Origin of the sequence: Pseudomonas sp. 51_B, from assembly GCF_017491595.1 — a bacterium.
Classification (GTDB): domain Bacteria; phylum Pseudomonadota; class Gammaproteobacteria; order Pseudomonadales; family Pseudomonadaceae; genus Aquipseudomonas; species Aquipseudomonas promysalinigenes.
This window is the reverse complement of the sequence record NZ_JAFGYW010000655.1, coordinates 1-226: the sequence shown is the minus strand read 5'-3', so window position 1 is coordinate 226 and position 226 is coordinate 1. Positions and strand designations below refer to the sequence as shown.

At 47.3% G+C, this 226-nt stretch carries 1 rRNA gene; it reads right to left on the bottom strand.

From position 1 onward, the window contains the following. Positions 1-149: 149 nt before the first annotated feature. Positions 150-226: ribosomal RNA gene (locus J5M56_RS27350) — 23S ribosomal RNA — on the bottom strand; the annotation flags it as partial.

The window sequence follows — 226 nt, the reverse complement described above, 5'->3', positions numbered from 1 at the left end:
CAATGCTCTATGGTCGTCAAGAAATTCTGTAGCCAGAATGTCCTGTTGGACAGCCCAGCGAATTCGGATATGCGATTTGTGATGTTGCGAATTTTCGGATCTTTCGTCTTCACCACCACAATCTGCGTTGCAGATTGCTTGGGTGTTATATGGTCAAGCCTCACGGGCAATTAGTATTGGTTAGCTCAACGCCTCACAGCGCTTACACACCCAACCTATCAACGTC